This is a genomic window from Niastella populi, from assembly GCF_002078015.1.
Classification (GTDB): Bacteria; Bacteroidota; Bacteroidia; order Chitinophagales; family Chitinophagaceae; genus Niastella; species Niastella populi.
The window spans coordinates 1-6,594 of record NZ_LWBP01000025.1 but is presented as its reverse complement, the minus strand read 5'-3'; the positions used below and the strand labels follow the sequence as shown (position 1 = coordinate 6,594).

Annotated in this window: 6 protein-coding genes; 5 read left to right on the top strand and 1 reads right to left on the bottom strand. The window is 38.0% G+C overall.

Translation table 11 applies throughout. The features are described 5' to 3' along the window. Positions 1-386: 386 nt before the first annotated feature. The 5 genes from A4R26_RS05415 to A4R26_RS05395 all read left to right on the top strand — a co-directional run bounded on the left by A4R26_RS05415 (position 387) and on the right by A4R26_RS05395 (position 6,269). On the top strand, positions 387-932 hold the full coding sequence (locus A4R26_RS05415) for a hypothetical protein (protein WP_081161770.1): 546 nt from the start codon (positions 387-389) through the stop codon (positions 930-932). Between the two features lie 123 nt (positions 933-1,055). Continuing rightward, positions 1,056-1,697, top strand: a complete 642-nt coding sequence (locus A4R26_RS05410) for a DUF6794 domain-containing protein (RefSeq protein WP_133054552.1) — start codon at positions 1,056-1,058, stop codon at positions 1,695-1,697. Positions 1,698-1,907: 210 nt separating this feature from the next. Continuing rightward, a complete protein-coding gene (locus tag A4R26_RS05405; RefSeq protein ID WP_081161764.1) occupies positions 1,908-2,954 on the top strand; it encodes a hypothetical protein in 1,047 nt (348 codons plus the stop codon). Positions 2,955-3,090: 136 nt separating this feature from the next. Then, positions 3,091-4,308 (top strand): hypothetical protein, encoded by a 1,218-nt coding sequence (locus A4R26_RS05400; protein WP_081161761.1) that lies wholly within the window; start codon positions 3,091-3,093, stop codon positions 4,306-4,308. Positions 4,309-4,385: 77 nt separating this feature from the next. Beyond that, positions 4,386-6,269: a WG repeat-containing protein gene (locus tag A4R26_RS05395; protein ID WP_081161758.1), complete on the top strand. Its 1,884-nt coding sequence runs from the start codon at positions 4,386-4,388 to the stop codon at positions 6,267-6,269. 85 nt (positions 6,270-6,354) lie between these two features. On the opposite strand, the gene A4R26_RS35345 is transcribed toward A4R26_RS05395, so the two are convergent. Further along, on the bottom strand, positions 6,355-6,594 hold a 240-nt coding region (locus A4R26_RS35345; RefSeq protein WP_207625683.1), incomplete at its 5' end, for a hypothetical protein.

The following is a 6,594-nucleotide window of genomic DNA, read 5'->3' as shown; positions in this document are numbered from 1 at the left end:
GGCTGTAGGTTACAACTTTCGAACCGATTTGGGGAGAGTCTTAATAAGATTGTCGATTTTTGCAATAGGTATTTGACAAAGATTCAAACAACAACGTGAAAAAGATATATGTGTTGGCGAAGGGGATTGTGTTCGAACAAAAAGGTTATTTCAAATAAAGATTTACTAATGATTATATGAAATAGCTACAATATGATCTGACAGTTGGGGCATTACCAAAAATAATAAATCCGCTGGATGATTTAAACCTGACTTGAGTCGTATTTGAGTTGCTTTGTGATAACTAGGCCATTTTTGCTAAGAACCTAAAAAACGCTTGAAAAAAATTGTTTTTTGGTTTAAGGTGGCGTATAATAGAGGTATAATACCCCATCAAAATCATCAACATGGTAGACAAGGAGCGTAGAAAAAAACTCGCACTACATTTGCGCCATTTATCCGTTGGGTTAATTTCAAACGACGACTTTGAGGAAGCCGTTATGGAAAACGTATCGGACGGATGGCTCCCAGAGCAATATCATCGTTCTAAATTAGCAAAGAGTGACGATGACGATCCTATTATTAAGCCTATGCTTGAATTGTGTTGGGGGCTATATGACGATACAAGAAATCATAAACTTGTAAAATCTGATGCGTTAACAAAGGATATATTGAGAATCATTGCACGGTGTATTTTATTTCTATATTCCGACAAGAGGTATGAGTGGCCATATTACAATACGAACAATCCACTGTTTCGATTTTCATTAACGGATCTAATATTATCAGTCATTACACTCGGACACCATTATAGGAGCAAAAGAGAAGAGCATATTATTTCATATTATGAGTGGCAAAAGTTAGGCGACTACGATGTATGGCCATTCTTTAGGAAAACTGACTACCAGGATCAATTGACGAAACAGCCATTTTTAAGTGGACAACAATCTTAGTTGTTTGCTGTAATGTTTGACAGACCTTATAATTCAAAAATGACTTTACCCAAACTGACATTTTTCTTTACATGCTTGTTTCTTCTGACAAGTTGCAAGGCACAAATCAAATTGCCCCAAAATTTGGATGAAGCAGTTTTGTATTTTCAACAGCAATGGACACCGGCTGAACTTGACAATTTTAAAAACAAGCCTGAAAGGGATGCCGTAATAGAGTTACACCAAGGCACTGGAATATGGATACGAAACAATTGGGTTTACAGTGACAGAGACACTGCACTGAGAAACTATTTTAAAGCATTAGGCATTTATGCTCCTGACGATATCTCGTCAATCATCTTAACCTCTCTACATCGGACGCTAAATAAAAAGGAAATTGAACTTGACAAGCAAGTTGAAACTTACAAAGCTTATTGGCAGCCTATAATAGACTGCAATGAGAAACAGAAAACTCGAGCGGTCTCTAACTACAACAAGTTTAAAGTAGGTGACAATATAACGATATACATGCCCGTTGACACATCAGAAGGAAATCGCAACGCAGTTCATTATAACTGTCCAACAACTGAATGGGCATTTAACGAAAGGAAAGACTTGATCTTAAAAGGAACGGTTACAAAAAAGTTTTTCATTAATGACACAGCTAATGTGTTTTTTACTGTCCGTGTAACTTATTTGAACCGCAAAGACACGCCCATTTTGATGGAGCAAGTTCAGACGGGTAACGAGAGAAATTTCTCTTTGATAGGACTTACAATTGAATAACACTTACCCCCAAAGGCAGTTACCTTCAATCAAAATAAACTAATGAACCGCCTAAAACTTAAAAAGATGTAAGCATTAGAAGTATTTAGTCTCCACGATTAATAATAACCGCGCCTTTTACGTAAGTAGTTAAAAATAATAGTTTGCAAAAAACGTTTTCTGCTGAAAGTAGTGTATAATATCGGAAATATAACATTACATCTTATTATAATGGAAGTCATCAAATATTATAGTTTCTTCATTTTCACCATTGGTTGTTTTGCCTGCAGGACTCAGGAACAACAGATGCAATCAAAAGACTTTACAATTGATTCGAAGTCTTTAAAGGCTGATACAGTCATCACATCCGCTGTTTATTTTGGCGGACATATTTTTTGCCTTCAGGCAGATCATAAAATATTTGTGCTTGACACCTTGCTTCAAAAAGACAATAGCTTTACGGCTAGGTTTTCAAACGTAAAAGCTGATTTCATTCACCCTTTTAATGACACCATCTTCATCGGAACAAAAAGCAATCTATATTTCCTTGACCATGAGGTGACGTTGAAGAATTACAACTCCCAGCCGTTTAAGTACGGACTACCATATTACAATGATGGTACTTATTATGTTCATGCTTGTTCAGTAGGCGAATTTGGCGGGGCCGTTTTCTTTTGGAACAAGCAGACAAATAAAACATACTCTTATCCTGCCACAGCGGTTCAACAGGTTTTTAAGTTTGGCCACGCTTACGTTGTTTCCAATTTTCTTGCTCACATGAGCGGCTTTTCGGATTATCTCTTTATCAACGACCCGACTAAGCTTTATGAACTAAAAGATGAAAAGCAAAAGAATTTTTGCAATTGGTATGTTGAAGTTGACAGTCTCAAAGGCAAGAGATTTTCTGGCGCTACTACACCGCCGGGTGTAAGGTATTACTCGGACACTTTCACAACCAGAACACTTACGACCTTTCCGTACAACAATCAACTGTATTCTATCTATTGTACGGACAGTGCAACCGTCCTGGCCAAGTTTCAAAATTCAAAGCTCGTTCCTATTGACTCTCTCTTTCGGCATAGGTTATATTTCCACAATGCAAATACCCATTTGGCAGACAACGCTATCGTGGCAAGCTATGAAGCTACTTGGGCAGTTGGCGGAGAAGGTAACTCATGGACACCTTATCAAAACACAGGACTAATTTTTATTCGGAAAGGCAAAATAACTTTTCTTGAATTTCGAACACCACACATGCCGATGAACAACAGCAGGTAATATGAGTTTGTATCATGTGGGCTGATTCAAATGTTACAAGATTTATTTTTCCAATATGACATGTTATCTTTAATCAAGCTGGCGTTTAACAAATGCTCCCAGGAATCCAAAGCGTTGAACCATTAACCGCAACATCATGACGCCCCTATTTCGTGCAACAACAGTTTTTTTCGCGACACTGCTTTTAGGCTGTGACGGCCAGTCAGGCGATTCAATTAAGAACCGCAAAAATGATACACTAATAAATTATAGTAAAAGAGCCTCATTAGTTGACACACCCAGAAGCTTTGTAAGAAACTATGGCAATACTGACAGCAACAGATTATTTGCTTTTGTAGGAGAAAAATTATTAGTTGAACCGTTACCCCACAAACGGGGTTCTATGGACAACGGCTTCAAAGCAAAATATGCAATTCTCAAAAAAATATATGGCAATTTCCCACAAGATACTATTGAGTTTGTTGCCTACGACCATTATGGAACACCTCCTTTTTCAAAATTCAAAAATGTTCTTCTGTATGTTTCGGCGGACAGCGGAACGTACTATCATCAGAAATACATGTACAATGATGTTTACAAAACTAAAGGCGGACGTTGGGCTGGCACGTATGCAGATGGTGACTATAAACATGCATACAATAAGCATACGAAAATAAAGCCTGTAAAAATTGATTTTGCTGAAAGAGTTGCTTATCCTACCAGAGCGATTATTTATAGCGGGGCACAAGTAACGTATTCCTATCCCAAACCTTATTTTAAAACAGTTGGAGACAGCGCCATTGCCATTTACGGTAATTTCGTTGAAGAGTTATTTGCTTTAAAAAAAACTGGTATTTTAACAGCTAGACGATTGTTTGAAGCTACAGCGGAGCAGGAAGAAGATATGGTAGAATCAATGCAGCCGGAAGCACCCAAAACGCCTCCCAGTGCAGATGATTTAAAATTCCTTTCATTCTGGAAAACTTTTGTTGTATCTCTAAAAGAACCCGGACTAAAAAACTTCAGAAAGATTGCCCTTGATAGTTTATTGATATGTGATAGAATTCGGTCCACTGATAACTTCATTGATAAATGTTTCGGTGAGGTTATTGACGATGAAGTTCAGAAAAGAATCATTGATAGGACAAAACTTGAATATACGTCATCACAGGTAGAGTTTGCTGATATCTTCACTTCTAATGCAAGGAAAGAAATTGTGAAGGTTGGTAATAAATATCGGTTTAGGCAAATGTTGGTAACACGTAGTACCAAAAATAGCAATCCTCCCACAATAGACTTTGTTTTTATTGAAACTAAAAAGGGATACCGGTTCTATGGAATAGATCATTATTGGTTTAAAGAATGTTGCCAGTAAATTTTTAGGTCAATACGTTCGGACCCAAGTTTGTGCATTTTGATACGTCAACGCATCTCTATATTAAACCATCATGCATGAAAGCCCTTACCACACTTATATTACTATTTTCTATACAATTGACATTTGGCCAAACAACAGCACTTTTCACCATTGTTCAGCACGACAGCATTGGTTACATCAACGATAAGGGAAAAGTTGTAATCAGGCCTATTTACCTGAACGGGAGTAATTTTTCGGAAGGCCTGGCTGCGGTAAGACCCAACGGACGTTATGGTTATATCGATACCCAGGGAAATTTTGTTCTGCAACCCCAGTTCGATATGGCTTATAGCTTTAAGAACGGCCTGGCGCTTGTTTATAAAAACGGACAGCCTATGATCATCGACATAAAAGGAAATATTGCATTCCCATATGCTTATAAAGCGATCCGTTTCATTAATGATCGCAAAGGCGTTGTGACTACCCTGGCAAATAAACAAGGGATTATTGATATCTCTAGTAAAGAACTGCTGGCAGACACCGTTTTTGACCTCATCGGCGATTTCAATTACGGAGTTGCCATGGTCCGCCAATATAATTCGCCGAAAAAGAAGCATGTATTCGAAAGAGAGGCAGTTATTGACACCAATGGGAAGTTTGTTGTTCCTTTCGACAAATACGTTTCCATCAAACCATTTTCAGAAGGTTATGCGCTTGTAGAAATAGATGATAATAGAAAAAACGGATATACTGACGGCGCCATTGACACAAAGGGCAATCTTCTTTTTAAAAGGCCACATGATGGAAGTATTATCGATGAAGCGTTTCACGATGGTTATGTTAAAGCGATCCTTTATAAAAAAGAAGGGGATAATTCCGAAAAAAGTTACGGTGGTTTTATAAACCTGAAAGGAGAGCTAGCTTTTAGTGATACCAATTTCAGTAATGTAAACGACTTTTCAAACGGTAGGGCCTTTATAAGGCTCGAAAACTATGATCATCTTCTTATTGACAGAAATTTTAAACAGGTAGGCAAAGATACCTTTCATGATATCACAACTGAAACATTTACAAACGGGTATGCTGTTGCAAAAACAAACGATGGCACGGGTATCATTGATACGCTGGGCAATTTCGTGATATCACCCCAATACGAAAAAATCGATCTGACCGGAATTGCAAATGGTTATTTCTATTTTACGAATGATGACAGCGATACAGCCCTGTTTGGAATCTCCAACTTAAAAGGAAAGGTTATTATTCCACCAGTCATGCAGCAATATGATAGAAATGGTTTTGCCAATGGGCTTATTAAAGCAATTATAAATAATAAACTCACCTGCATAAATACAAACGGCGATATTGTTTGGCATGAGGAAAAAGACACAACCCGCCTCAAACTTTTGAATATTGACTTTATGAACAGGGGATACTTTTATGCTTATTCAACACCTAAACATACTGATGCTAACGATAGCGGAGGTTGGGCAGTTTCGTCCAACAGGCCTCATAAAATAACTGAGTCACGATTCCCCGATAAGTTGCTGGCCCTAATAATCGATACCGCGCTGATTGATACTTTCGCAAAACAATACACAGGTTATAAACTTTTTATTAGCAATACTACCGGCGACACTATACAATTCGATGCACAGGACAGCAGGATGTATATGAATCTGCAGGCTCAAAACGAAAAAGGCGAATGGAAAGACATAGAATATTTGCCGAGTAGCTGGTGTGGGAACAGCTATCACACGCTACAACTGGAAACTAATGCCTACTGGCAATTTACTATCCCCGTCTACCACGGAGAGCTTCAGACAAAGGTCAGAGCAAAACTAACCTGTATCGACCAGGCAAACCCAAAGAAAAAGAAGGAAGTCTACAGCAATGTTATAAACGGAGGCATCAACCCCGGGCAGTTCTGGAATAAAATACCTTATAACCCCATTAACATAATGGATCCATATTTTGATTAAGGCAGCAAAATATTTTCAAGCAGCAGGGGTTGTAAGTGGATACAATCCTATATTGCCACATCACTTTGCCCTAACCATTAACAAATCACAGAATACCAATACCAATACCAATTGCTTCAACGGCGCCACAATTTAGAATGAACCCCTGTCGTATCATATACTTGGCAGGTGGCATATGGAAATCCTGGATAGATAGAAAAGCTAGTTGATAAAACACTTCGAACCCACTAATCATTTGATAGTCATAGATTAATCTACGCTTGAGTTTATCTCTGGGAAATAGTTCGAACAAGAAAAACGCCTTCAAATTCAACAACTTGAAGGC

Bases quoted from the DNA above. Each gene is read 5' to 3' on its own strand.
- A4R26_RS05395 (WP_081161758.1), top strand. From the start codon at position 4,386: ATGAAAGCCCTTACCACACTTATATTACTATTTTCTATACAATTGACA.
- A4R26_RS05400 (WP_081161761.1), top strand. From the start codon at position 3,091: ATGACGCCCCTATTTCGTGCAACAACAGTTTTTTTCGCGACACTGCTT.
- A4R26_RS05405 (WP_081161764.1), top strand. From the start codon at position 1,908: ATGGAAGTCATCAAATATTATAGTTTCTTCATTTTCACCATTGGTTGT.
- A4R26_RS05415 (WP_081161770.1), top strand. From the start codon at position 387: ATGGTAGACAAGGAGCGTAGAAAAAAACTCGCACTACATTTGCGCCAT.